The organism is Dyella mobilis, assembly GCF_016904945.1.
Taxonomy (GTDB): domain Bacteria; phylum Pseudomonadota; class Gammaproteobacteria; order Xanthomonadales; family Rhodanobacteraceae; genus Dyella_B; species Dyella_B mobilis.
The window spans coordinates 479,135-503,946 of sequence record NZ_JADIKF010000038.1 but is presented as its reverse complement, the minus strand read 5'-3'; the positions used below and the strand labels follow the sequence as shown (position 1 = coordinate 503,946).

Annotated in this window: 17 protein-coding genes; 3 read left to right on the top strand and 14 right to left on the bottom strand. The window is 61.5% G+C overall.

The window, feature by feature from the left end; translation table 11 throughout:
* Nucleotide 1: 1 nt before the first annotated feature.
* From ISS99_RS09910 to glnA, 13 genes are all read right to left on the bottom strand, one after another.
* Nucleotides 2-451, bottom strand: coding sequence for a DUF3617 domain-containing protein (locus ISS99_RS09910; RefSeq protein ID WP_204631442.1), 450 nt, complete (start codon nt 449-451; stop codon nt 2-4).
* A 78-nt stretch (nt 452-529) separates the two neighbouring features.
* Nucleotides 530-2,587, bottom strand: a complete 2,058-nt coding sequence (locus ISS99_RS09905; protein WP_204631441.1) for an alkaline phosphatase family protein — start codon at nt 2,585-2,587, stop codon at nt 530-532.
* A 220-nt stretch (nt 2,588-2,807) separates the two neighbouring features.
* Nucleotides 2,808-4,454: a multicopper oxidase family protein gene (locus ISS99_RS09900; RefSeq protein WP_284343759.1), complete on the bottom strand. Its 1,647-nt coding sequence runs from the start codon at nt 4,452-4,454 to the stop codon at nt 2,808-2,810.
* A gap of 173 nt (nt 4,455-4,627) precedes the next feature.
* Nucleotides 4,628-5,632, bottom strand: a complete 1,005-nt coding sequence (locus ISS99_RS09895; RefSeq protein ID WP_204631440.1) for a cellulase family glycosylhydrolase — start codon at nt 5,630-5,632, stop codon at nt 4,628-4,630.
* Nucleotides 5,633-5,634: 2 nt separating this feature from the next.
* Entirely contained in the window at nt 5,635-6,735 is a 1,101-nt protein-coding gene (locus ISS99_RS09890; protein WP_204631439.1) for a hypothetical protein, read from the bottom strand.
* A complete protein-coding gene (locus ISS99_RS09885; protein WP_204631438.1) occupies nt 6,725-9,115 on the bottom strand; it encodes a CDP-glycerol glycerophosphotransferase family protein in 2,391 nt (796 codons plus the stop codon). Before ISS99_RS09885 ends, ISS99_RS09890 begins: the two co-directional genes overlap by 11 nt.
* Nucleotides 9,112-10,365, bottom strand: coding sequence for a lipopolysaccharide biosynthesis protein (locus tag ISS99_RS09880; protein ID WP_204631437.1), 1,254 nt, complete (start codon nt 10,363-10,365; stop codon nt 9,112-9,114). Before ISS99_RS09880 ends, ISS99_RS09885 begins: the two co-directional genes overlap by 4 nt.
* A 3-nt stretch (nt 10,366-10,368) precedes the next feature.
* Complete coding sequence (locus tag ISS99_RS09875; RefSeq protein WP_204631629.1) at nt 10,369-10,794, bottom strand: FAD synthase family protein; 426 nt, start codon at nt 10,792-10,794, stop codon at nt 10,369-10,371.
* Nucleotides 10,794-13,055 carry a polysaccharide biosynthesis tyrosine autokinase gene (locus tag ISS99_RS09870; RefSeq protein WP_204631436.1) on the bottom strand — a complete coding sequence of 754 codons (2,262 nt, stop codon included), beginning with the start codon at nt 13,053-13,055 and terminating at the stop codon, nt 10,794-10,796. The genes ISS99_RS09875 and ISS99_RS09870 overlap by 1 nt, the downstream gene beginning before the upstream one ends.
* On the bottom strand, nt 13,052-13,504 hold the full coding sequence (locus ISS99_RS09865) for a low molecular weight protein-tyrosine-phosphatase (RefSeq protein WP_204631435.1): 453 nt from the start codon (nt 13,502-13,504) through the stop codon (nt 13,052-13,054). Before ISS99_RS09865 ends, ISS99_RS09870 begins: the two co-directional genes overlap by 4 nt.
* Nucleotides 13,501-14,625 carry a polysaccharide biosynthesis/export family protein gene (locus ISS99_RS09860; RefSeq protein WP_204631434.1) on the bottom strand — a complete coding sequence of 375 codons (1,125 nt, stop codon included), beginning with the start codon at nt 14,623-14,625 and terminating at the stop codon, nt 13,501-13,503. Before ISS99_RS09860 ends, ISS99_RS09865 begins: the two co-directional genes overlap by 4 nt.
* Nucleotides 14,625-15,980, bottom strand: coding sequence for an undecaprenyl-phosphate glucose phosphotransferase (locus ISS99_RS09855; protein ID WP_204631433.1), 1,356 nt, complete (start codon nt 15,978-15,980; stop codon nt 14,625-14,627). The genes ISS99_RS09860 and ISS99_RS09855 overlap by 1 nt, the downstream gene beginning before the upstream one ends.
* Before the next feature lie 560 nt (nt 15,981-16,540).
* A complete protein-coding gene (glnA, locus tag ISS99_RS09850) occupies nt 16,541-17,950 on the bottom strand; it encodes a type I glutamate--ammonia ligase (RefSeq protein WP_204631432.1) in 1,410 nt (469 codons plus the stop codon).
* A gap of 291 nt (nt 17,951-18,241) precedes the next feature.
* On the opposite strand from glnA, the gene ISS99_RS09845 reads away from it, so the two are divergent.
* The gene (locus ISS99_RS09845; protein WP_204631431.1) at nt 18,242-19,039 is read left to right on the top strand and encodes an undecaprenyl-diphosphate phosphatase; all 798 of its coding nucleotides are present in this window, start codon (nt 18,242-18,244) and stop codon (nt 19,037-19,039) included.
* Nucleotides 19,040-19,044: 5 nt separating this feature from the next.
* On the opposite strand, the gene ISS99_RS09840 is transcribed toward ISS99_RS09845, so the two are convergent.
* Nucleotides 19,045-20,025, bottom strand: coding sequence for a LysR family transcriptional regulator (locus ISS99_RS09840; RefSeq protein ID WP_204631430.1), 981 nt, complete (start codon nt 20,023-20,025; stop codon nt 19,045-19,047).
* Nucleotides 20,026-20,191: 166 nt separating this feature from the next.
* Between ISS99_RS09840 and ISS99_RS09835 the strand changes: the two genes are divergently transcribed.
* Nucleotides 20,192-21,451 carry an efflux RND transporter periplasmic adaptor subunit gene (locus tag ISS99_RS09835; RefSeq protein WP_204631429.1) on the top strand — a complete coding sequence of 420 codons (1,260 nt, stop codon included), beginning with the start codon at nt 20,192-20,194 and terminating at the stop codon, nt 21,449-21,451.
* A 174-nt stretch (nt 21,452-21,625) separates the two neighbouring features.
* Nucleotides 21,626-24,811, top strand: a complete 3,186-nt coding sequence (locus ISS99_RS09830) for an efflux RND transporter permease subunit (RefSeq protein WP_204631428.1) — start codon at nt 21,626-21,628, stop codon at nt 24,809-24,811.
* Nucleotide 24,812: the final 1 nt, after the last annotated feature.

Genomic DNA, 24,812 nt, shown 5'->3' with positions numbered 1-24,812 from the left:
CTCAGTCGGCAGGGCCGGTGCACGCTGCGTAGCGCTGGCCTTCGACTTTCAGCACATCCTGCTCGTCGAGTTTCACGCTGCCGAGATAGTGCTGCGGCGAATCCAGCGCAATGCGTCCATGGCCGTCGTGGGCGCCGCACGCAGTTTGCCAGGCCAGGGCCGTACTGGTGCGATGTTCGTTGCTGCGCTGGCAATCGGCGTCCGGAGCCATCACGTCCACAAAGGTGGCCCACGGGTCGGCGCCGTCGTACAGGCACTTCCACTTCACCGTGTCGTGGCCGTCCTTGATGGTGTGCAAGGTGATCTTCCACAAACCGGGCATGGCCTGGAAGTCGCCCGGATCGGCCTGCACGGGCGAGCTGATCGTACTGGACGCGCCCAGCAACAGCAGCGCGGCGGCGGGATTGGACCAGCGGCCCAGGTAGCTGACGGAACGTGCAAAGAGACTCATCGCGAGAATTTTTCGGCGTTCGGCTGAGGAAAAAAAGCCCCGCCTGCCGAAGCGGGCGGGGCATGGTCCACAGCATACTCAGTTCTGTGTTGCGGCAACGCTACCGTTCTGGGACTCCCAGCCGTGATGGAAGTTGAACATGTCCATCAAGTCGCCGATGGCCGGGGCGTTCACCGGAACGTAGGGGTTCCAGGGAAGCTGCATCGGGTTGGGCAGGTTGTCGCGGCTGCGGCTGGAGATGGTCTCGCGGATACCCCAGTTGGCTTCGACGAATTTGTCGAACGAGACGTGGTCGAAATAGGTGTGCACCACGCGGCCGCCGGCGGAATACTTGGAGACCACCAGCAACGGAATGCGCGTGCCGTCGCCGAAGAAGTCGATCGGCTGCACGTAACCGGAATCGTAGTAGCCGCCGCCTTCATCGAAGGTGATCATGATGGCGGTGTTGTTCCACAGGGTCGGATTGGCCTGCACCATCTGCACGATCTTCTGCACGTAGCCTTCATACAGCTCCAGCTTGGACGACGACGGATGACCGTCCAGCAGGCCGTCGGGCTTGGCGATCGCCACTGCCGGCAAGGTGCCGTTCTGGATGTCGCTGTACAGGTTGTTGATGTCCTGGTTGTTGGCGCGCAGGGCCGGGTTGGTCATGACCTGCGTGGAGTACAGGAACGGATCGCAGATATTGCAGAAGGTGCCGGCTTCGCCCGATTCGGTACCGTTCGCCCAGCCTTCGCCGTAATACTTCCAGCTGACGTGATGGCGCGTCAGCAGCAGCGCGAGGTTCTGCTGCTTGGTCGGCGGAACGGTATACAGGTCGTTGCCCAGCGGAGCCGGTGCACCGGTGCCCAGGTAACCCGGGTTGTAGTTGTTCACCAGGTAGTAGGCGCCCGGCTTGCAATCGGTGCCGCGGAAGGTGTGGTACGGCAGGCTCTTCAGATATTTGCGCACCGCGCCCACGCCGGGTTGGCTGTCATCGGCGCAGTTCACGTAGGAACCGCCGCTGTAGCCGTCCTGCACCCACCAGTTGTTGGTGCCGTTCTGCGAGTTGGGGTTTTCGATCTGGTTGGTCGGCGGCACCGCGGGGTTGCCGTTGGTGTCGGCGTAATAGATCGCGTCGCCGAAGCCCAGCATGATGTGGTTGGCACCCGTGCCGCCCATCACCGACTGGTGGAAGTTGTCGCTAAGCGCGTACTGCTCGGCAAGCTGCTTGAAGTACGGCGCGTCGCCTTCGGCCATGTTGAGGAACTGCATCGAGGTGGAACCTTCACCCGTGCTTTCGTCGCTGAAGTTGGTTGGCTGGATCTTGCCGTTGTTGCCGGCACCCATGGTCACTTCCACCCAGGGGAAGAGGTCGGCGCGGCAGCCGCTGGGATTTTTCCAGGTGGCGTTGGCGACGTTGCAATCGAGCTGCTGCCACATCTGGAAGAAGCGATGTACCGGGCTGTTGGCGTAGTCGTTGTAGCTGAGCGATGCATGCATGTCGACCGGCGCATTGCCCAGCGTAGCCGGGAAGCGCGTGTCGACGACATCGTTGGGAAGGCCGGTGCCACCTTCGGCCAGTTGCACGTAGTCGGCGCTCGGCAGCGCCGGCTCGATCGCTTCGGCCTGCGCGGCGGAGGACAGATACGGCTGGGTCGGCGCGCCGCCAGTGTTCATCTGCGGCAGGTTCGTATATGCGCCGGTGCGCGTGGGCGAATTCGAATAGTCGCCGGTCTGGCTGGCCTGCCACTGCTCGGCCCTGGCCACGTTCGGACCCGGCGTGCCGTCGGCATTAACGATGCCTTCGGAAAGCAGATTGTTGACGGTCTGCCCGGCCGGCGGCGTGTAAGTGGCGAAGACGTGATCGAAGGTGCGGTTTTCGCCGATCAGCAGAATGACGTGCTTGATCGGGGTACGCGTGCGATTGCTGGCGTCCTGCCTGTCGTTCGGATTGTAAAGCGTAACGATGCCGCCCGGCTGGCCGTTCACCGGCGTGGTGGCCGTGCTCGGCACGTTGTAACGGAAGTGGGCGTCATTCGGCGGAGTGGCGGTCTGTGCATTGGCTAGACCGACGATCCCGGTCGCCAGCGCGCACAGTGCAACAGGCCTCATGAAAGATGATTTGAAGCGTTTACGGCCGAACTTCGTAGGCATGACTGGTGTCTCCTGCCGGCTTTCCAGGAAAGCCTGCAATCGAAGTAATCCCCCTGATTACGCTTGCATGCGCGAAGTGAGCCTCGGAGCAAGCGGCGAAAAGTGTGCGCCGCCCACGTGACGCAACGTTGGCAGGGCCGCGACATCGCGCGCGTGCGACGTGACAGTTCTGCGACAAAGATGACGGCGTGCACGGATGCATTGACGCACCCTTCACTTCTTACGCGGGCAACAGCTCGTAAGGCCGCATCATTTCGTTGTCCTCGTGCTCGAGGAAATGGCAATGCCACACGTACCGGCCGGGCTCGCCTTCAAAACGCATCGCTATGCGCGTGACCATGCCCGGATCGGTGCGCACGGTATCTTTCCAGCCGCATTCATGCGGTTCGGGCGGCAGGGCAGGGCCGGTGAACTTCAACTCGCGACGTGCATTCCAGGCAAACAGGTCGAAGGGACGCCGATCCACGATCTGGAAACGCACCAGATGGAGATGGATCGGGTGCGCATCGCCGGTGGGATTCACGAAGCTCCAGGTCTCAATGCTGTGCTGGCGCGGTTTTTCGCTGATCGGATCGGACCAGCGCCTGCCATCCAGCAGCATCGTCATGGCATTGCCATTGGCATCGTCCACTTCGGTCAAGGCCATCACGCGGTGCTGCGTCGCGCTGGCGGAGTCGATGCGCGGCACGTCGCGCAGAGTCGCCGGCAAGGCAGGGACCTTGCTACCGGTACTCGCACCGACGCGAAACTCCAGGATGCCTTGCGACTGGTGGCGAAGCTGAATCGTCTTGCCAGCCCATGCGGAGAAGTCGATCAGCACATCGGCGCGTTCGGCCGGATAGAGCTCGATGCGCGCGCGCTCCAGCGGCTTTGCCAACAAGCTCTGGTCGCTGGCGACCTGCTGGAACGCCTGATCGTGCGACAACGACAGATCGAAGAAGCTGGTGTTGGCGACATTGATCAGGCGCAGGCGATAGCGGCGCGGCTCGACCTGCAGATAAGGAAATATCTTGCCGTTACACAACGGCAAGTTGCCGTTGCATTGCATGACCCAGGGTGCGGACGGATCGTCCGAAACCGGGTAATACAGGCTGCCGTCCTGTGCCACCAGGCGGTCGCACAGCATCAAGGGAATGTCGTAGCCCCCGGATGGCAGTTGCAGGGCCTGCTCCTCGGAATCGCGCACGATATAGGCACCCGCCAATCCTGCGTAGACATTGAGCCGCGTGATACCCATGGCGTGATCGTGGTACCAGAGGGTGGCCGCGTCCTGACCGTTGGGATAGTGATAAAGCGCCGAACGGCCTGGCGTGTACCAGTCCTCCGGAAAACCGTCAGCATCGGCCGGCACGCGCGCACCGTGTACGTGCGTCACTGTGCGCACGTCCGGCTTGCCTTTCTCTGCGCCGTGAATCGTGTGATCGATCGGCAGAAAATGCCGCTCAGGCAATGCGTTGATCCATTCCACCAACACAGGTTCGTCGCGCTTTACGTCGATCGTGGGGCCGGGAAAGGCGCCCTCGTAGCCCCACATCGACGTCGGCGGAAGGTCGCGATGCAGGCGCGCCTTGAACGCGCGCATCTCCACCCGGTAGTACGGAAGTTGCCGGCCGGGATAGCGGGGATGTGCGCGCTGACCCGCGGCGCGCATCACGGGCGGAATCGGCAAGGGATCGACGAAGCGCGCCAGCGAAGTGGGGCTGATCAATGGCACCTTGGGTGCAGCCAACGTTGCGGCCGTGCTGCGCATGGGCATGCTCATCGGCGGCGGTACGAATGCCGCCGCGCTGCGCCAGGTGCTTTCCAAGCCGCAGACGCCTAGCAAACTGCCCGCACCGAGCAGGAAATCGCGCCGCGAGACCGTCACGCTCCCATCCTCCTGGTCGGAACCGATAGAACCCGCAAGCGAAGCTTGCAGTGCGAGTGTTGCCAATGAGAATCACGTGCGGATGCCATGCCAGCACCGTAAGCACGCCACGTGACAGAGATGTTTCAAGCGCGACCGCCAGTCAGGCAAGCGGTCACACCTCCGGCAATTCGTCAGCGGTTGAACTCGGTCATACGCAACGCTGCCGGCTTAGGTGTCCCGTCCTGGCGGTACAGCCCGAAGCGATCTTCTTTGTTTTCCGGATCCCCGCCGTCATCGATCAGGTCGTACCACCACACGCCGCGCACGTATCCGCTCGCCTTGGCCAAATTCATGAAGCGGGTCAGGTAATCCGCAACTGTGTCCTCGGCATAACCGCCCACGTGAGTCGGCCAACCGATTTCGGTGACATACACATCGACCGGGCGGCCGCTTGCCTTGGCCAGCAATTGCTCGGTCCGGTCGACCCAGGCCATGGCCGCCTCGGGTGTGTGCCCCCATAGCGGCTTGCCGTAGTTGTAAGGATGGATGCTGACTCCGTCGATCTCCGATAGAGCGCCGGTGCGAGCGAACGCCTCGAACCAATGCGTATCCTCGTTGGTCGCACCGCCGGCAATCACTACGGCTGATGGGTCTGCGGCACGGATGGCGGCGGCAGCGGCGCGTACGAGCTTGGCATAAGCGTCGACGCTTCCAATGGTTCGCGGCCTGGTGGTGGAGCCTAAGCCGATGTTCCACTCGTTCCATATCTCGTAGTGGTGCACGACGCCTTTCATTTGCGTTGCCACCCAGCCGGCATAGTTGGCGAAGCCTGTGCGCGCTTCTTCGGTGGTGACGAGCCCGCCTTTCTCATAAAGCTCGTTGCCGTAATCCAGAATCAGCAAGGGATGCAGGCCCTGCTGCCGTGCCTTGCGCGCCTGTTCCACTACGAGCGCGAAAGGTGGCGGCAATACGTAGCTTCCTTTTTCGCGCTCGACGGCTGCCCAGACCAGCGATGTTCGCCAGGATGTCAACCGAGTCTGCCTGATCAGACACGCGATGAGGGGGATGTTTGCGTCCTCATAGGAAAAGTGGACGACAGCACCTATTTCCAGGTCGTTGGCGCGCGCATGGGCCGACTGGGTCAGTGATAGCGCCAAGGCGAATGCCCCGGCCCAGACTTTTACGGCACGGAGCATCGTCAATACGCTTCCTGCGCGATCCGGCGTGCGCGTTCTACGCCACTCGTTTCTCTTCCCTTCCACTCGAAATCTGCAACCACTAGCAGAAGAAAGGGCAGTACGCCGATCTTGTGCCGGAAGTACGAGCCGAAGTCCGGTTCGAAGAGCGCGCCCACAATCGTGAAGGCCAGCAACACGTGGGCCGCCATGGAGCGCAAATCGCGGCTCGGATACCTGAGCTGGCGGAGCGTCATCCAGGTCAGCAGGCATTGCAGGACCACGTATGGCAGATAAGACGGGCTGATCGCCAGCAAGCTTACTGGCAACAGCAGTTGTAGCAGCGTGAGTACGCGATTGCTGACGAAGCCGATCCCGTTGTTGTCAGGAAACAAATATCGGATGCGGCTGTTGGACACGCCTTCCAAATAAGAGGCGCGACCTTTGTTGATCAGATCAAGTGGCAGCTTGTCGTACAGAACGACCAGAGCACCTGCGCCGAGGAGATAGAACAGCAGCAGGTTCTTGCGGCGCCCATCCATCGTCCAGTTCAGCCACAGCAGCCCCGCGAAGCACAGATAGTAGATACGAAAATAAAAGCCGCACAAAAGAATCAAGCCGACATAGAAAGCGAACATCCCTCGCCGACCCAGCCAACCGAGCCGGTGAGTTGTCAACGCTACGACCGCTACCCATGCAGGAACGAGTTCCTTGGAAATGCAGAAAAAGAACGGGGATAGGGCCAGTAGGAAAAAGCCGAAGCTGACGACATTCACCAAGTTCGAGCGTACCCGCAAGCTCATGGCTACCACGGCCACCCCAAGAAAGAACATTCCACCGAACAGCACATTGACGATGAATTGATCGTCGTCAAAGACCTGGCCGTAGCCATCCAGCCTCACTCCGAACGTGCGCAATACGTCGAACAGCGGAGAAAGCAGATAGGCGGAAGCCTCATACGAGCTTCCGAATGCCGTCAATGCCAGCTTGGTTTGCAGGATGCTGATCCCATCCACGTACAGTAGCGGGATCGGCTTCAGGCCGGCCATGATGCAAGCAGACAGAAAGCACAGGCACAGCAGCACGATACGCGTTGCCAGTGCATTCCTTCTCTCAACGTTCACGAGTTCGTCGCTCGTAGAAGGCCTCGAACAGCGGCATGGATTGCCGTATGTCGAAGCGGCGGGCGGCCTCTTCCGTGGCCGCCGCGGACATCGCCGACCAGGCGTCTTGGTGATTCAGCAAGTGCTGCACGCGCGAAGCCATCGCCTCGGCATCGCCGGCGGGCACCAGATAGCCGTTGCGTTCGTCGCGGATGATGTCGCGGATGCCGTCGACATCGGTACCGACCACTGGTATGCCCAAAGCATTGGCTTCAGCCAATACGTAGCCGAAACTTTCGTAGTTCGAGGTGAGAACCACCACGGCGGCATCGGCGATCAGGCCGATCAAATCGGATCGCGGCATCCATTCGACGATTTTCAGGTCCTGCTCGACGAGTCCGCTGGCATGCATCATTTGCGCGAGCGTCCGGCGGTCGTCTTCGTAGTGGCCGACACCCACCAGATAGCACGGCGCGTTCGATGTCTCGCGAAGGCGGCGCACGACCCGCAGATACATGGGAATGTTTTTCTGCTCGCTGACCCTGGCGACGAGCACTATGTGCCCACCTGTCGGTTGCGTGCGGCGATGGCTCAGGTGCTCCAGATCAACGCTGTTGAGGATGTGCTCGACACGCGAACGAGGGCAGCCGATATCCTCGAGGGCGCGCCGCTCTTCCGACGGCGAGGTTCCCAGCGTGATGCTGCGCGCCAGCCGGTCCAGTACCCGCTCGGCCCACGTGAATATGCGCCGCGCGAGTCCTCGTTTCGCCAGATAGAAGTAGGCGTGTGGCGTGTAGACGACTTTGCGCCCCAGGCCCACGCACGCCAGGCGCCCCACCAGCCCTGCCTTGGAACTGTGCAGGTGGACGACGTCGGGCGATGCGCGGCGCACGATGCGGCGCAACGCCAAAGCGGCTTTCAGATCCGCCCATGGCGCGATCGGCCGGCGCATTGGCACGGTATGCACCGGCATGCCTTGCGCGGTCGCGTACTCGTACAGGTCACAGGCTTCGGGCAACACGAACGACAGGCGCAGCTTTTCGTTGTCGTTATGCGATGCAAAGATTTGCAGATAGGTTTCCACCCCTCCCAGGCATCCGCTGACGTGCATGATTTCCAGCGGCGCGTCCGAACGGCGCTGACGGGTCAGCTCCTTATCGACCGCGATTTCGTGCAGTACGCGATATCCACTCTGGGCGTCGGCATAGCTGTGATAGCGCCTGGCCAGGCGGGTACCCGCGTTGTCGCCGCCGGGCTGCAGGGCTGCTTCGTTACTTAAAATGGCTTCCAGCCGATCAATGGCACCTTGCCAATCGATGGACCATTCGCCGCCCGTGAAGTTTTCGTAGCTCTCATACAGTCCACGACTGCGCTGATAGGCCTCAAGATCCGGTGCCAGAAATACGATCGGTCGCTGCAGCAGGCTGTAGTCCATGGCGATTGCCGAGTAGTCCGTAATCAACACGTCGAACGCATTGAGCACCTCGTTGACGTCGTGCAGCATCGAGGAAGTCAGAAAGCGGATGCGCCCCGTTTCTACGTCGGCCACTTCATTCTGCAACGTTCCCCACGGATGAGAACGCACCACCAAACAGGCGTCCTGCCTGCTCAGTGCTGCCTGTAAAGCTTGCAAAGCCTCGGCGCGCGGCAGGGTCGGATCTTTCTGCCCGTCGCGCCAGGTCGGCGCGAACATCACCAGCCGGCCCGGCAGGGCTTCGATTCCCCAGATGTCGGCCAGCCGACGCAAGGCTTTCGCCTTGCGCTTGTCCGGTTCGCCTTCCAACAGTACGTCGCAGCGCGGATCACCGGTAAGACGGATGCGTGACAGATCCTGCCAACCCCAGGAGCTTTTGAATCGCTCGCTGACCATCGGCGACGGCGAGGCCACGCAACTGATCAGGCGTGAAGAAATTTTGAACGCCGTCCTGACCAGCCAGGCGCCGACCTTTCCCACGCCCCCTTGCGCACCGGCGGTTTGCGTATGGGGGGCATCCAGCTGGATGCGTTTCAAGGGCGAGCCATGCCACAACTGGACCAGATACATGCCCGGCACGAAGGGTCGGCAGAGATCGCCAAAACCATGCGTCATCACCCCGACACTCGCCCGCAAGGTGAGCCAATGCGCACGCCACGAAGACTTGCAATGGACCTCCAGGCCCAGCCTTTTCGCCTCTTCACATTGGGATGGGTTCTGCGCTATCCAGACCAGGCGCAACTGCGGGTATTCCTGGCGTGCCACCCGCAAGAGGCGCAACGGCCCCTCGCCGACCCCTGTGCTGCGGCCAAATACCCACAGATCCCGTCGGCGTGGAAAAAACCAGGCAACGAGGCCACCCAGTGCATATAAAGGCAATCGAGCCAATTTGACCGCGTTGGCCTTGGCGAAAGTGAAATTTTTCACGAGCCTGCCTTCGTCGGAAGCATCCGGCGGCGGAAGTGATAGATGAAACCCGCGACAATCAGGAGTTGCGTCGCCAGCATGCCGTCCACGGCAGCAGCAGCGCCGTAGCGAGCAAGTACGGCCATGAGGACCAGCCCCACCGGCAGCAACGCCATGGCGTAGACCTTGAACAGGTCGCGGGTGTTGGCTTGCGCGCGAATCGCCGAGCGATAGACAGATGCGACCACCCAAAGCGCAGGCAGGAACGCCGCGCTGCGCAGGACATCGGCGAATCCGACATAGGCTTCGCCATAAATCAGCACGATTAGCCTGGCGCTGGTCGGTGCCACTACCAAGCCGCAAAGCAGCGTGGCGCCGAACAGCGCTGCGGCCATGCGATGAATGGCTCGCGCATAGCCTGGGGCGTCGCCGTTGCGATGCAGATCCGCAAGCATGGGCAGGATCGCCGTGCAGGCACCGACCAGCAACGTGTTGATCGGGGCCACCAGGTTGAGCACCGCGCGCAATCCGCCGGTTTGCGCGGTATCGCCATACAGCGGCATCACGAATGTGTAGCCGTTGCTGTTGATCCAGATGAGCAGCGCGGCGGGAAGACCCCACGACGCATATTTCGAGGTCGCCTTCAAATAACGCCCCAGGTGCCTGGCACATTCGGCATCGGGCGGCTTGATGGCTCGCCAAAGCGGGATCGACGCCGCTGACGCACCCGCCGCGATCGACCACAATGGCTGCCACGCCGCGCCCTGCATACGGTAGCCCATCCACGTGACGCCCAACGTGACCAGCGCATACGCCACGGTCGTACCCAGTACGGCCAGCGGTCGCTTCTGTCGATAAAAGAACGGCTTCACTGACCAGTAACAGGCGCTCAGCGCCGTTGCCAATACGAAAGGGATATTCCAGGTCGCCTTTTGCATCTCCTCCGACCACGTGCCAGCCAACGCAATCAGGCCAATGCTTCCCAATAGGAGCGAAACCGTAGTGAGGAAGAGCGGCAACGTGCCGTAGCGACGTGCACTCTCCGCTACATTTGGGTCGACGCTGTAGATTTCGGCAATTGCGGCCGCGTGCACCATGTTCACCAGCACGATCAGCGAATAGGCGAAAGCAAATTGACCCAGCGCCATCACGCCGCCCATGCGCGCCACCAGTACGCCAAGCAGAAAATGCGCCGCGGCCAGGGCTGCCTGGTCGATCGCGCCAAGCACGGCCTGGCCGCCGGAGCGGGTGCGTAGCCGAAGATCCGCCATCGCCTAGCCCTTACGAATCACTTCGATGATCTCCGTAGTGGAAATCGACGGCGTACGCGCGAGATAGACCACCTCGCACAAGTCCCGGCAAAAGTCGAAGCGGCCTTGCCAGTCGTCGCCCATCACCAGCACGTCGGCCCTGTGCCTCACAATGTAGTCGCGCTTCAGATCCAGGGATTCCTCCATGAACACCTCGCTGACGCAGCGTATGCCCGCAATCAGCGTCGCGCGATCCTTTTCGCCGTAGATCGGGTAGCGATGCTTTTTGCTGTAATTGAGGGCATCGGTGGACACGCCCACGATCAATTCGTCGCCCAGCCTGCTGGCCCGTTCCAGCAAACGTAGATGGCCCAGGTGCAGGACATCGAAGGTCCCGAACGTAATGACGCGGCATGGCGATGAGGGGAATGCCGAGTCCGTCGCACGCATCACGGGCAACCGCCTTTGCTTTCCACGGTTTGGGTGGCGGCTTCGCTCAGATAGCTGCCATAGCCGTATTGGCCGTATCGCGCACCTTGCAGGCTGGTTTGAACGCCATTGAGCACGATGCCTTCGAACTCGATATCGGCACGGGTCAATCGGGCGCGAGTTTCAATCAGTTCGCCTTCGCTGGTGATGCCGTAGCGCGCGACCACATAAACGGTGCTGGCATGCAGAGCCAGCCACAGCGTGTCCGCCACCGGCAACAAGGGTGCCGTATCCACGAGCACGACGTCATAGCTGGTCGCGGCCTCAGCCAGGCATGTCTCGAGCATGGGGCTTTGCAGTAGTTCGGTCGGATCTGAGGTCTTGCTGCCGCTGGCGAGCAGCGACAGCCCCGGCAAGACGGTCTTTTGTACAGCCTCGGCGAGCGTCGCCTCTCTGCGCAGTATGCTGGAAAGGCCCTTGGTTTCTGCGAGCTGGAACGTGTGATGCAGAGTACCTTTGCGCAGGTCGCCATCAATCAGCAACACCTGCTTGCCAGCCTTGGCCAGCAATACGGCGAGGTTGGACGCTACAAAGGACTTGCCCACGCCCTGCGTAGCGCTGGTTATCAGGACGACGGCTTTGCGCGCATCGAGGCCGAGCAGTTGGACCGCTACGCTCAGTCCTCGCAGTCCTTCCACGGCAGGCTCCTGAGGCTGGCTTATCGCCACCGGCCGACCATCCCTGAGGGGCATGCGCAACCGCCGCAAACCCCGGCGGTCGTTACGAAGCTGGCGCTTGCTCAAAGGGATGGTGGCTTGCACTGGCACGTCGAGCAGTTGCTCGATCTCGTGGGGCTCGGTCACGGATCCGCGCCACAGGCTCCGCAGCAATGCAATCACGATGCCGGCAAGCAAGCCCAACGCCAACGCGCCGATCATTATCAATGCTCTACGCGGCGTGACCGGCTGCTCAGGCAGCTCGGCATCATCGATGATACGCACGTTGCCGACTTTTCCAGCGCGCAGCAGGCGCAACTGTTGCATGCTGTTGAGCATCGCCACATAGAGATCGTTATTGACCCTCACCTCGCGAGTCAGGCGAACCACGTCTTGCTCGGTCGCTGGCAGGCGCTTGATCCGTTGCTCGATGCCGCGCATTTGCCGATCAAGCAAGGCGATCTGCGCATCGACGGAAACGATGGATGGATGCCTGGCTGTGAATTGCTCCAGCTTCGCCTGGCGCTCCTGCTGCAACAAACTGATGCGGGTCTGAAGGGCCACGACCTGACCCATCTCCTGCCTGGCCTCTTCGCTCAGGTCGACGGCGCCGTGAGCGTTGCGATAGGCCAGCAAAGCATCCTCGGCACTTTGAAGATCCTTTTTCATGCCCGGCAGTTGGTGTTCCAGGAAGGCCAGCGACTTCTCGGCCTCTTGCGCTTTTCGTTCGCCGTTCTGGCGAACGTAAGCCCTGCCTATTGCCTGCAACAGCTCGGTTGCCCGTTGCGGATGGACACTCTTCAACGCCACGGAAATGATACCGGCATCCTTTGACTTATCGACGATGGCGATGCGGCGCCGCAGGTCGGCAACGGTCAATTGGCGCGAATGGCGGTATAGCTTGAAGCGCGTGCCGACATTGGCGTTCATGCCCTCGATGTTCAACGCTATTTCACCGTACCGCGTAGGAATGTGCGCAGGTTCACCCACCCTCCCAACGTATTCGTTTGGCAGATCGGACGAGTGGAGGCTGTAGCGACCCGCGCCCAACGACATCAAGGTGAATGTGTCGTCGTAAAGCAAACTAGGTGTATCGAATTGCACGATATCCAGTGATTCGTTGCCCCAGGCGTATCCTCCAACGCCGAACATGCCAGGCTTGGACGGGCTGTTGCTGCCGCGTGCGATCCACTGGCCGATGAGCGGAAAGCGCGCGGGCTCGGCCTCGATGTCATAGCGGGTCTCGTCGACCGCTGCGCCGATGACCTTGTTGGACCCCAGAATCTGCATCTCGGCGTCATCACTGGATTTCACGCCCAGAAAGGTCGACAGGCTCCCGAGCAGTTCGGTGCCGGCGTTGTCGCTGCTGCTTTCAATCTGAACCAGCAGGCTCGATTCATATGTGGGCGTCGCCAGCCACGCATAGAGGACGCCGGCGATAAAGATCAAAGCAGCGACTTTGGCTATGAGACGCCACGAGCGCCACAACACATCGAGCAACGCAATGATGTCGATGGCGTCGCACGAGCTTTCACGCGCCACATAGGTTCGCCTTTGATGGGTCATGACGCACCTCGCGCAGAGACCCTCGCTAGCGCATGCAGTCGGGGCCGCCACACTCCGACAGCCTCGGCTACGTGCGTGTAGCAATCGACGAACGCGGCATAGGATTGCTGATAGGGGTCGGCGATGCATCGCTCCGACAATTTCCGCACTCGCCCTCGAAGTTGCGGATAGCGGAACAGCACGTGGTTCTTGAGCGGCTCGTCCATCACGAATATCACGTCGTGCGCTGCGCATAGCGCGCGGGTCAGCGGTTGTGCGCGGTGAGTTTCAATGTCGATGCCTCGTTCGCGCATGATGGCGATGGCGCTTGGGTCGGCCGCTGCGCCGGTTTGCGCGTGGATACCGGCAGATGCCACTTTCATGCCTGGCATGGCATGGCCAAGCACGCCCGCTGCCATGGGGCTGCGGCAGAGATTGCCGACGCAGACGAAGAGCACGCCGCGAATCATGGCCCGTCAACCGCACGCTGGGTGTTGTAGAGCGACAGCGTGCTCGACAACAAAAGATTCATGACGCGGTTCCAGCGCATCAATCCGGCCGTCTGTACATAAACGAGGTCGCGCGGCTGTAGCGGAAATTGGCCGGCCAGCGCCAGCCCGGTGGGCGACGCTGCATCGAGGCGGAAAATTTCAGGCGTGCGGCTGCGTTCGGCAATGCGCACCACGTACACGCCGCGTGGATTGCTGCCGAGCTGGCTGACGGAGCCGGACAGCGCCAGCGCGTCGCCAAGACTCAGCACGCCATCGCGCATGGGCACGGCTCGCGCCTGCCCCACTTCGCCGGCGACAAAGACCGGTTTGTCCGCCTGTTCGGCTATGTGCACCCGGTCGCCATCGCGCAGGTAGATATTTTCTGCGCCGCGTCCGACCCGCACCAGCGAGCCAAGGCTGATGGAGTGAATCTTGCCGCCACGTGTGAGGGTGATGCAGCTGGCATCCGCGTTCGACGGGATGCCGCCCGCACCCGCCAATGCCAATGCCAGCGTCATCGGCACGTCGGTGATGTCCTGGCTGCCGGCGGTGTGAACCGCGCCATCCACGTAAACGCGCTTGCTGCGGAAGCCGATCACGCGTACGGCTATCTGCGGGTCACGGATATATTGCGCAAGCTGCCCGGTCAGATCGCTGCGCACTTGTTCCACCGTTCTACCCGCTGCGACGACATGGCCGACGTGCGGATAATTCAGGCGCCCGGATGCGTCGACCACGAAGCCAAACGGCTGGTCGGTGCCGTTGCGCTCAGGTGGCGCGTCCGGCGGCACCAGCTCCGGGTGATTCACCACGCCGATGGCCAGGATGTCCGCCGGCCCGATCCGATATTCCTCGCTTGGTGTTGCGAAAGCAGCCAGGAGGGCGTCGATATCCGGATCGGCGGGTATCGCTTGCGCTGCAATCACCGCGGGTGTGATGAGCGTGGCGGGTGGTTCGCCAACTGGCGCGCTCATGCCTGGAGCCAGGGCGCAACCACTCAGGCACAACACCGCCAGCGGTGCAAAGCGGCGACGGGCACGGGCGGTCGATAGTCCGCCGCGTACATCAACGGCGAAGCAGGTGAGCACGCGAACAATCATCAGTAGGCATCCTTGCCGCCGAAGCCCTTGAATACCGTCGTCGCGACAATTTTCAGATCGAGCCAAAACGACCAGTGCTGGATGTAGAACAGATCCAGCGCCACGCGATGCGTCATCGATTCGACTTTCTCGGTTTCGCCCCGCGCACCATTAATTTGTGCCCAGCCGGTTATGCCGGGTTTGATGCGATAGCGGTACATGTAGCCGTCGATAAGACGCATGTAGAAATCGTCGTGCTCGATCGCATGCGGTCGTGGCCCGACTACCGACATGTGCCCAAGCAACACGTTGATGAACTGCGGAAGTTCGTCCAGGCTCGTCTTGCGTAGAATTCGACCGATTGGCGTGATGCGCTTGTCGTTCTTGCTAGCCTGGGTCAGCCTCCCCGTTATCTCCTGGTGCACGCGCATGGAGCGGAATTTCAGGATGGTGAATTCGCGACCGTCGACGCCCTTGCGGCGCTGGCGGAAAAGAACCGGACCGGGCGACGTGCACTTCACCGCCACGGCAATGGCAATCAACGCGGGTGAAAGGAGTAGCAAGGCCGCCAGCGCAAACAGGCGGTCGAAAACCGATTTCGACCAGGCGTCGTCCTGCGCTGAGGGCGACGTCACCAGATCGACGAAAGTCGTCCCCGCCAACGTCGTCGCGGCAGGATTGAACATCGGCAGGTTTTGCACGTCCGCGAACAATCGGATGTCGACGAAGTGATGCTGCATCGCCGTCACGTAACGGCTTATTTCTTCCTGGCTGGACATAGACAGTGCCAGCCACAATTCATCGAAGTCCTGGTTTTTCGCTTTGGCAACGAGGCTGTCGAAGTCCACCAGTATCGGCACGCTGCTTTCAATGGCTCGTGTCGCGTCCGGGTTATAAATGGCGATGACCGCATAGTCCGAAGTCTCGTCGTGACCGGACCGCAACCACGGGTTCAGGTAGTCGGCTTCCCCCGCGACGGCTACTCGGCGTTTGCGCAGATGCGATCGCCGTGCGCGATTGATCCATGGATCGAGAGCCAGGCGCGAGGCGAGCATCAGGATCGTGAAAATGGCCAACCAGGAGTCAAGCCAACCGAATAGCTGTGGTCGATCCGGTCCCATCTCCATGGCGGCACGGTTGGCGGCAGCCCAGGCCAGCATGGACAACACGACGATTCGGGTCGCGGCGCTGGCCGAACTTTTGTGGTGCTTGCGTGCGTACACGCCGGCGATCACGAAGGTCAACAACAGCATCAGACTGCCGGCGCTCGCCAAGGTGGTTTCTTCATTGCTCCACGATGCTGGCAGCCCAGTGGACAAGGTACGGGCAAGCCATGCTCCACCTGCTAGCGACAGTAAATCCAGCATCATCCACATTGCTGCTGTACACACGGCACGAATCCTTGATGCTCGAAACTCACATTCGAGCTACTGACCCGGCCCCCTGCTCCGGAATGCAAACGATGGCAGCGGACTGCCTGTTCGCGCATAGCTCTTTACTAGATGACGTTGGTTGTTTCGAGCACTTGACCAGTCAAGGCACCATGACCGACGACCACCGTATTTCTGGGTAATCGTCGATAGCGTGCTCGCTGAACATCTCGCGACGCTTCGAACGAGCGTCTTTTACGTCGCTGCGCGGGACATTCAGGGAGATATGCTAACGACGACGCGGGTAGGCGGCATATCGAAAGTTGGCCGCGTACGATCCGGTTTAATACCCGTGCGCCTGTCGGAATTTTTCTTTTGCTTGTCGGATATTTTCTAGCGATTTGTACGTTGGCTATCGAAAATCACACAATCAAAGTAAGGCAACGCTTTCAGTCTGTTTTGAGTCTCGATGTGGCGCAGCGCCAGCTTCCCTGGTCATGCAGCCCACAACGACAACGGGCGCCGAAGCGCCCGTTGTTTTCAAACCATGATGCGTCGACGCGCGATCAGATCGCGTAGTACATCTGGAATTCCAGCGGATGGGTGCTGGCGCGGTAACGGGTCACTTCCTGCATCTTCAATTCGATGTAGGCATCGATGAAGTCGTCGGTGAATACGCCACCGGCCTTGAGGAAGTCGCGATCCTTGTCGAGCGCTTCGAGCGCGGCGTCGAGGCTGGAGCAGACCTGCGGGATGTTCTTCTCTTCTTCCGGCGGCAGATCGTAGAGATCCTTGTCGGCCGGTGCACCCGGGTCGATCTTGTTGAGGATGCCGTCGAGGCCGGCCATCATCAGCGCGGTGAAGGTGAGGTACCCCGACTGCATCGGATCGGGGAAGCGCACTTCGATGCGGCGGCCCTTCGGGTTCGACACGAACGGAATGCGGCAGCTGGCCGAACGGTTGCGGGCGGAATAGGCCAGCATCACCGGCGCTTCGAAGCCCGGCACCAGGCGCTTGTAGCTGTTGGTGGTGGAGTTGGCGAAGGCGTTGATGGCCTTGGCGTGCTTGAAGATGCCGCCGATGTACCACAGCGCGGTCTGCGACAGGCCGCCGTACAGGTCGCCCGAGAACAGGTTCTTGCCGTCCTTGCTCAGCGACTGGTGCACGTGCATGCCGCTGCCGTTGTCGCCGACGATCGGCTTGGGCATGAAGGTGACGGTCTTGCCGTTCTGGTGCGCCACGTTCTTGATGACGTACTTCATGGTCATCAGTTCGTCGGCCTTCTGCACCAGCGTGTTGAACTTCACGCCGATCTCGCACTGGCCGGCATTGGCCACTTCGTGGTGATGCACTTCCACCACCTGGCCGAGCGACTCCAGCACCTTGCACATGTCGGCGCGAAGGTCGTTCAACGAGTCGACCGGGCTGACCGGGAAGTAGCCGCCCTTCACGCCCGGACGATGGCCGCTGTTGCCTTCGTCGTACTTGAAGCGCGAGCTCCACGCGGCTTCCTGCGATTCGATTTCATAGAACACGCGGCCCATGTCGTTCTGCCAGCGCACCGAATCGAAGATGAAGAATTCCGGTTCCGGACCGAAGAAGGCGGTGTCGGCGATGCCGGTCGACTTCAGGAAGGCTTCGCCGCGCTTGGCGATAGAGCGCGGATCGCGGCCGTAGGCCTGCATGGTGCTCGGCTCCAGCACGTCGCAATGCAGGACCAGCTGGGTGTGGCCGCTGAACGGATCGAGGTAGGCGGTTTCCGCATCGGGCAGCAGCACCATGTCCGACTCGTTGATGCCCTTCCAGCCGGCGATCGAGGAGCCGTCGAACATCTTGCCGTCCTCGAAGGTCGACTCGTCGATGGCGTGCGCCGGGAAGGTCACGTGATGGTGCTTGCCGAGCATATCGGCGAAACGCAGGTCGACGAACTCGACCTCATGCTCCTGGATCAGGTCGAGAACTTTCTTGGCGGACATGGTGAAACCTCGATTCGAGAAATGGGGATCGCGCGTGCAGTTAAGGCAAGCACCGTACCAACTGCGAAAAGCACGGTGTATCAAGCATTTGAATGTAAGACGGGGACCCTGGAAAGTCTACATGCACCAAGTCGCCCCTCCAATTTGCACCAATTTAGTGCAAACTGAAGAAGCCCTATCGACCGTGCGCCGCGTCGAATTCCAGCGTCGTACGAACGGCGGCCATCATCATTCCGCCTAAGCTATGCCGTTTTGTGTCGGCTGTCCCGCCCCTTTCCGGAGCCTGCCTGCGTGCATGATCTTATTAATGTCATTTTGCTCGGCATCATCGAGGGCATTACCGAATTCCTGCCCATCTCCAGCACCGGCCATCTGCTGATCGCCGAGAAGTTCGGGCTGGGCGCCCGCTCGGACCTCTTCAACGTCGGCATCCAGGCCGGCGCCATTCTGGCGATCACACTGATCTATTGGCGACGCATCTGGCAGTTGCTGACGCAGTGGCGGGAAGCCTCCAACCGCAGCTATCTGTTCAAGCTGGTCACCGCCTTCCTGATCACCTGCGTGCTCGGGCTGGTCGTCACCCGCTACGGCTTCAAGTTGCCGGAAACGGTGACGCCGATCGCCTGGGCGCTGGTGATCGGCGGGTTCTGGATCCTGGGTGCGGAAGCCGTCGCGGTACGCCAGCTGGATCGCCGGGAGGTGACCTGGCGCGTGGCGATCCTGGTCGGAGTCGCACAGATCGTGGCCGGCGTGTTTCCCGGTACGTCGCGCTCGGGCGCCACCATCTTTACCGCGATGCTGGCCGGCACCAGCAACCGGCCTGCGGCGACCGAGTTTTCGTTCCTGGTGGGCATCCCGACCATGTACGCCGCCACCGGTTACGAGCTATTGAAGGTGCTCAAGAGCGGCGGCGCCGCGCACGAAGACTGGAGCGCGCTGATCGTTGGCTTCGCGATGTCGCTGGTGGTGGCATTCATCGCGGTGAAATGGCTGCTCGGCTATATCCGCACGCATCGCTTCACCTGGTTTGCGGTCTATCGCATCGTGGTCGGAGCGGCGTTACTGCTGCTGATTCCAGCAGGCGCGTAGAACGCTTATTGCGTTCTACGCGCGGGCGGCGGCAACTCCCGCACCGGCCGCAACGCATCCACCACGGGTGCAGCCGCCACCTGGCATACCGACTCGAAGGGACGCTCGAACAATTCGCGCGACCACTCGATAAACGCCTGCACGCGTGCGGACAAATGCTTCTTCTGCGGATAGACGATCCACACATTCTTGCCGGTGGAAACCGTATCGGTCATCACCGGCTCCAGCTTGCCCAGATCCAGCATGCAGGCCGCCAGTACGTGGGGAGCCTGGATGATGCCCAGGCCCGCAACCGCTGCCTGGATCACCGACTCGCCGTCGTTGATCAGCAGATGCGCGTTGATGTCGATCTCGACCCGGCCGCCAGGGGTGTCGAACTGCCATTGGCGCGGACGGCCGTTGGCATAGACATAGTTGATGCAGCGGTGGTTCTGCAGATCATCGATGCTGCCGGGCGCGCCGTATTTCTGCAGGTATTCCGGCGAGGCCAGCAGCACGTTGCGGAAGTAGCCGATCTTGCGGGCGATCAGGCTGGAGTCTTCCAGCTCGCCCATGCGGATGGCGCAGTCCACCCCTTCCTCATTGAGGTCGTAGGGGTAGTCGCACATCATCAATTCCAGCCGGATATCCGGGTAGCGGCGCTCGAAGTCGGAGAGCTGGGGAATGATCGCCGCCCGCCCTACCGATACCGACATGCCGACCCGCAATTTGCCGGTCGGCTTGCGATGGGCGTAGCCCAGAGCCTCGGTGGCTTCGGTGAGATCGGCAAGGATTTCCTTGCAACGTGTATAGAACGATGCCCCATCGTCGGTTAAACGCAAGGCGCGAGTGGAGCGGAACAACAACCGCACCCCCAGATGTTCCTCCAACCGGGATACGGCACGGCTCACGCCCGAGGGGGTCATGCCCAGCTGTGCGGCTGCGGACGCAAAACTCTTCGCCTCGACCACGCGAACGAAGGAGGAAATGGCAGAAAAGTCTTCCATAGCCGTGCCCAGAAAAAGGAGTGCCTATCATTGTGCACCCATTCATGACTGTGAGTCACGAGTGGCTTGCGCAAGAAACGGATTTTCTAAACTGTACCGTATACCCATTATTCGTTTCCCCATCGTTGCTGCATTGCGGCACGACTATTCCCAGGGAGCGATAAAGATGTTGAAGAAGACCATTCTGGCCGGCCTCGTCGTAGCTGCGATGGCCGGTAGCTGGGTATTACTGAGCAACCACGGCGCCCACGCCCAAGGTGCGGGCCCCGGCGGCGGTGGCCCGCCCGAAGTCACCGTAGCCTCGGCCATGATCAGGCCGATTAGTGACAGTGCCGATTTCACCGGCCAGTTGCAGGCCGTCGATACCGTGGACGTGCGTCCCCGCGTCGGTGGATATGTGGACGCCGTGTTGTTTAAGGAAGGGGCCGAGGTGCACCAGGGCGATGTGCTGTTCCGCATCGATCCGCGCCCGTTCCAGGCCGAGGTGGACCGGCTGACCGCCAACCGCGCCCAGGCGCAGGCCCAGCTGAGCTTGGCCCAGGCTAACGCCGCCCGCGCCAAGCGTTTGCTGGCCCAGCACGCGATTTCGCAGGAAGACGCGGACAGCATGAGCACCAGCGAGCAGAGCGCCACCGCCACCCTGGCGGCGGCTTCCGCAGCGCTGGCTACGGCCAAGCTCAATCTGGACTGGACCAATGTACGTGCGCCGATCGATGGCCGCGTCAGCAATGCCCACATCCAATCGGGCAACCTGGTGAGCAGCTCGGATGTGCTGACCAGCGTGGTGTCGGTGAATCCCGTCTATGTGTACTTCGATGTGGATGAGCAAACCTGGCTGAAGCTGGACCGGTTGCGTCGCGATGCCACCCGCAACGGCCACACCCCGCGCATCGAGGCGACCATGGGCCTGGCGGATGAGCAAGGTTATCCGCACACCGGCCGCATCGACTTCGTCGACAACCAGCTGCGTTCGAACTCCGGCACGATGCGTCTGCGCGCCGTGTTCGACGACGAAGGCGGCTTGCTCACTCCCGGCCTGTACGCGCACGTCCGCCTGCAAAGCGGCCAGCCGCGTTCGCGCGTGCTGATCGATGACCGTGCCGTCGGCACTGACCTGAGCAATCAGTTCGTGTACGTGGTGGATGGCCAGCACAAGGTGGAGTACCGCAAGGTCGACCCCGGCCCGCTGTTCCATGGCATGCGCGTCATCAACGACGGCCTCAACGCCGGCGACGTGGTGGTGATCAATGGTCTGCAGCACGTGCGTCCTGGCGTCGAAGTGTCGCCGCAGCAGGTGGCGATGGATTCGCGCCTTAGCCCGCAGGACAAGGCGTTGGTCGATGCGGCAGCCACCAACCCGGATGGCGATGACGCACGCACGGCACAGGCCAGCAACGCGAAGGCATCGAAGCCCCCGCAAGGTTGATGCACTTTTCTTCCTCTCCCCCTGCGGGGGAGGGGACCGGGGCGAGGGTCAACTTCGCGAAGACTTCAGCAGAAACATTCTGAACTTTTAGCTCACCGCAAGCGTAGCCCCTCGCCCAAACCCTCTCCCCCGGAGGGAGGGGGAGCCTTTACGGCAAGCATTGAGAGAACTTCCATGAAAAACATTGCACAGTTTTTCGTCGACCGGCCGATCATGGCCGCCGTGCTTTCGCTGATCTTCGTGATCGCCGGCAGCATCGCGGTATTCAAGCTGCCGATCAGCGAATACCCCGAAGTGGTGCCGCCCACCGTAGTGGTGCGCGCCAACTATCCCGGCGCCAGCCCCGAGGTGATCGGTGAAACCGTCGCCACGCCGCTGGAAGAACAGATCAACGGCGTCGAGGGCATGCTGTACACGTCCTCGCAGGCGACCAGCGACGGCCAGATGACCTTGACGGTCACCTTCGCGCTGGGCACCGACCTCAACAACGCCCAGGTGGAAGTGCAGAACCGTGTGTCACAAGCCTTGCCGCGTCTGCCGGAAGAAGTGCAGCGCCTGGGTGTGACCACGCAGAAGAGCTCGCCCGACCTGACCATGGTCGTGCATCTCACCTCGCCGGATAAGCGCTACGACATGCTGTACCTGTCGAACTACGCGCGCCTGCACATCAAAGACCTCCTCGCCCGTCTCGACGGCGTGGGTGATGTGCAGCTGTTCGGCGCCGGCGAATACAGCATGCGTGTGTGGCTGAATCCCAACAAGTTGGCGCAGCGTCACATGACCACCAGCGACGTGGTGCATGCGATCCAGGAGCAGAACGTCGCCGTGGCAGCAGGTGCGCTTAATGCACCGCCAGTGCCGGGCAACACGGACTTCCAGCTCAACATCCACACGCAGGGTCGCCTGAGCACTACGGATGAGTTCGGCAACATTATCGTGCGCACCGATCCGGATGGCAGCGTGGTGCACCTGCGCGATGTCGCCCGGGTGGAACTGGGTTCCAATCAGTATGCGTTGCGCAGCTTGCTGGACAATCAGCCGGCGGTGGCGATCCCGATCTTCGCGCGCCCTGGCTCCAACGCGATCCAGATCTCCAACGAAGTACGCTCCACCATGGCGGAGCTGAGCAAGGAATTCCCACAGGGTATCGAGTATCACATCGTGTACGACCCGACGGTGTTCGTGCGCGGCTCGATCGAAGCGGTAGCGCATACCTTGCTGGAAGCGATCTTACTGGTCGTGCTAGTGGTGATCTTGTTCCTGCAGACCTGGCGTGCGTCGGTGATTCCGTTGGTGGCGGTGCCGGTGTCGTTGATCGGTACCTTCGCTGTGATGTATGTGGTCGGGTTCTCGCTCAACGCACTGTCGCTGTTCGGCCTGGTGCTGGCGATCGGCATCGTGGTGGACGACGCGATCGTGGTGGTGGAAAACGTCGAGCGCAATATCGAGCTTGGCCATACGCCGCGCGAAGCCACGCGCCGCGCGATGAACGAAGTGACCGGACCGATCATCGCCACCGCACTGGTGCTGTGCGCCGTGTTCGTGCCGACCGCATTCATCAGCGGCCTGACCGGCGAGTTCTATCGCCAGTTCGCGCTGACCATCGCGATCTCGACCGTGATCTCGGCGTTCAACTCGCTCAGCCTGAGCCCGGCGCTGGCCGCTGTGCTGCTGAAGGGGCATGACGCGCCGAAGGACAAGTTGTCGATCCTGATCGAGAAGCTGTTCGGCTGGATCTTCCGCCCGTTCAACAAGCTGTTCCACCGCGGCGCGGAGCGCTATGTCGGTGGCGTGCGCCGCATCGTGGGCACGGGACCGGTGGCGCTGGTGCTGTATGCCGGCCTGATCTTCATGACCTGGGTGGGCTTCTCGCACGTGCCGATGGGCTTCGTGCCACAGCAGGACAAACAGTATCTGGTGTCGTTCGCGCAGTTGCCGGATGCGTCATCGCTGGATCGCACGGAAGATGTGATCAAACGTATGTCGGAGATCGCGCTGAAGCAGCCGGGCGTGCAGAGCGCAGTAGCGTTCCCCGGTCTGTCGATCAACGGCTTCACCAACAGCACCAACTCGGGCATTGTGTTCGAGACGCTCAAGCCGTTTGAAGAGCGCCGCGATCCGTCCCTGTCCGCCGGTGCGATTGCCGCTGCACTGAACCAGAAGTTCGCCACGATCCAGGATGCCTACATCGCCACCTTCCCGCCGCCGCCGGTACAGGGCCTGGGTACGATCGGTGGTTTCCGTATCCAGATTGAAGATCGCGGCCAGCTCGGTTTCGATGAGCTGTACAAGCAGACGCAGAACCTGATTGCACAAAGCCAGAAGACACCGGCGCTGGCCGGGCTGTTCTCCAGCTATCAGGTGAGCGTGCCGCAGGTCGATGCCAACGTGAATCGCGAAAAGGCGAAGGCGGAAGGCGTGGATCTGAGGGATGTCGATGAAACCATGCAGGCCTATCTGGGCTCGCTGTATGTCAACGACTTCAACCGCTTCGGCCGCATCTACCAGGTGAACGTGTCGGCAGATTCCAGCTTCCGCCACGAACCGGAAGACATCCTGCAGCTGAAGACGCGCAATGCGCAGGGCGACATGGTGCCGCTGGGCTCGTTCGTCACCGTGAAGAAGACCGCCGGCCTCGAGCGCGTGATGCACTACAACGGTTACGTCACCGCGGAAATCAACGGTGGCCCGGCACCCGGCTACAGTTCCGGCCAGGCGCAGGCAGCGATGGAGAAGCTGGCCCAGGACAACCTGCCTAACGGTATGAGCTACGAATGGACCGAGCTGACCTATCAGCAGATCCTCGCCGGCAACACCGCCATCCTGGTATTCCCGTTGTGCGTGCTGCTGGTGTTCCTGGTGTTGTCTTCGCTGTACGAGAGCTGGTCGCTGCCGCTGGCGGTGATCCTGATCGTGCCGATGGTGCTGCTCTCGGCGATTGCCGGCGTGTGGCTGTCGGGCGGAGACAACAACATCTTCACTCAGATCGGCCTGATCGTACTGGTTGGCCTGGCGTGCAAGAACGCGATCCTGATCGTGGAATTCGCCCGCGAGCGCCAGCATGAAGGCATGAGCCGTCACGATGCGGTGCTGGAAGCTGCCCGCCTGCGACTGCGCCCGATCCTGATGACGTCGATCGCTTTCATCATGGGCGTGGTGCCGTTGGTGACCTCGCACGGTGCGGGTGCGGAAATGCGTCACGCGATGGGTGTTGCGGTGTTCTCCGGCATGCTCGGCGTCACCATCTTCGGCCTGATCTATACCCCGCTGTTCTACGTGCTGATCCGCGCCGTGGTCGAACGCCGCGAAGCGCGCAAGAAGCAGCACGCATCGAATACGCCCGCTTTGGAGGGCCATTGAG

Coding starts and splice junctions, on each gene's coding strand:
- ISS99_RS09910 (WP_204631442.1), bottom strand. CDS start 451: ATGAGTCTCTTTGCACGTTCCGTCAGCTACCTGGGCCGCTGGTCCAAT.
- ISS99_RS09905 (WP_204631441.1), bottom strand. CDS start 2,587: ATGCCTACGAAGTTCGGCCGTAAACGCTTCAAATCATCTTTCATGAGG.
- ISS99_RS09895 (WP_204631440.1), bottom strand. CDS start 5,632: ATGCTCCGTGCCGTAAAAGTCTGGGCCGGGGCATTCGCCTTGGCGCTA.
- ISS99_RS09880 (WP_204631437.1), bottom strand. CDS start 10,365: ATGGCGGATCTTCGGCTACGCACCCGCTCCGGCGGCCAGGCCGTGCTT.
- ISS99_RS09875 (WP_204631629.1), bottom strand. CDS start 10,794: ATGCGTGCGACGGACTCGGCATTCCCCTCATCGCCATGCCGCGTCATT.
- ISS99_RS09870 (WP_204631436.1), bottom strand. CDS start 13,055: ATGACCCATCAAAGGCGAACCTATGTGGCGCGTGAAAGCTCGTGCGAC.
- ISS99_RS09865 (WP_204631435.1), bottom strand. CDS start 13,504: ATGATTCGCGGCGTGCTCTTCGTCTGCGTCGGCAATCTCTGCCGCAGC.
- ISS99_RS09860 (WP_204631434.1), bottom strand. CDS start 14,625: ATGATTGTTCGCGTGCTCACCTGCTTCGCCGTTGATGTACGCGGCGGA.
- ISS99_RS09855 (WP_204631433.1), bottom strand. CDS start 15,980: ATGTGGATGATGCTGGATTTACTGTCGCTAGCAGGTGGAGCATGGCTT.
- glnA (WP_204631432.1), bottom strand. CDS start 17,950: ATGTCCGCCAAGAAAGTTCTCGACCTGATCCAGGAGCATGAGGTCGAG.
- ISS99_RS09840 (WP_204631430.1), bottom strand. CDS start 20,025: ATGGAAGACTTTTCTGCCATTTCCTCCTTCGTTCGCGTGGTCGAGGCG.
- ISS99_RS09835 (WP_204631429.1), top strand. CDS start 20,192: ATGTTGAAGAAGACCATTCTGGCCGGCCTCGTCGTAGCTGCGATGGCC.
- ISS99_RS09830 (WP_204631428.1), top strand. CDS start 21,626: ATGAAAAACATTGCACAGTTTTTCGTCGACCGGCCGATCATGGCCGCC.